The 1,536-nt window shown below is 76.0% G+C and carries 1 protein-coding gene; it reads left to right on the top strand.

The genetic code is table 11. From position 1 onward, the window contains the following. On the top strand, positions 1 to 1,536 hold a 1,536-nt coding region (locus tag AC5FZL_RS16705; protein WP_493619996.1), incomplete at both ends, for a S8 family peptidase.

Genomic DNA, 1,536 nt, shown 5'->3' with positions numbered 1-1,536 from the left:
CGTCCTGCCCGCTGCGGGCGAGGCCGAGCTGGCTGCGCTGCGCGCGACGCCGGGGGTGCGCAGCGTCGAGGTGCTCAGCGACCAGCGGGTGCTCGTCATCGGCACCCTGGGCGTCGCGGAGGTGCGGGCGCTGCCCGTGGTGGCGTCCGCGGCCGAGGACGTCCGGATCGCCGTGCTCGACGCCGCTCGCCCCGACGACGCGCTGTGGCCCTACGCCTGGCACCTGGAGAACTCCGGCTGGGCCCAGGGCCAGAGCGCCGTCGCGGGCGCCGACGTGTCGGCGCTCACCGCGTGGGAGGCCACCCAGGGGCAGGACGTCGTCATCGCCGTCGTCGACACCGGCTTCCGCACCACCCACCCCGACCTGGCCGGGCAGCTGTGGACCAACCCCGCCGAGCCCTGCGGCACCGCGGACGTCGACGGCAACGGCCTGGCCGGCGACTGCCACGGCTGGAACTTCGTGACCGGCAGCCCCGACCTGCACAACGGCGGCAACGACCAGCACGGCACCCAGGTCGCCGGGACGGCGGCCGCGCTGATCGGCAACGGGCTCGGCGTGGCGGGCGTGGCGCCGCGAGCGCGGATCATGCCGCTCGTCTCCGGCACCCCCCAGAACATCCAGCTCCAGGCGTCGATCAACGCCATCCGCTACGCCGCCGACCACGGCGCGGACGTCATCAACCTCTCCTTCGGCGGCAGCGGCTGGGACCCGGCGTCCGTCGCCCGCTTCGCCGACGCCGTCAGCTACGCCGGCGCGCGCGGCGCGCTCGTCGTGGTCGCGGCGGGCAACGACGGCCTCGACCGCGACACCACCCCGATGTGGCCCGCGAACCTGCCCAACGACAACCTCGTCACGGTCGGGGCCAGCGCCGCGGACGACACCCGCTCGACCTTCAGCGCCTACGGCCGCACCACCGTGGACCTGTTCGCCCCGGGCACCCTCGTGCCCACCACGAACAACGACGGCGGCTACCTCCTCGTCAGCGGCACCTCCATCGCCGCGCCGGCGGTGGCCGGGGCCGCGGCGCTGGTGCTCAGCGTCGAGCCGGACCTCTCACCGGCCCAGCTGCGGCGCCGGCTGATGGACACGAGCACCCCGCGGCCGGCGTTCACGAGCACCAGCGCCAGCGGCGGGCGGCTGAGCGTGGACTCCCTCGCCGCGGGCGCCCTCGAGCACGTCTTCTCCGGCGCCGGCGCCCAGCCCTCGGGCCCGGTGAGCCCGTCGATCACCATCACGGGCGGCGCCACCACGGGCGCCTACGACCTGGAGCTGAGCCTGCTCGCGCGCGTCGGGGGCACCGACTGGGCGGTGACCGGCCAGGACATCGCCCTGGACGGCACCACGGCGACGACCGACGAGCGAGGGACGGCGCGGTTCCCGCTGGGCACCACGAACTTCTTCGACGGCAGGACCGTGACCGCGGACCTGTCCCTGCCCGACGGGCAGTACGCGCTCGTCTCGCAGGTGCGCGGCGCCGACGGGCCCGTCGGGCGCCCGGTGGCGGCTCCCCTGGTCCTGGGCACCGCCCCCAGCGG

It is taken from the genome of Quadrisphaera sp. DVD1, assembly GCF_058932755.1.
This window is presented reverse-complemented; position numbering and strand designations above follow the sequence as displayed.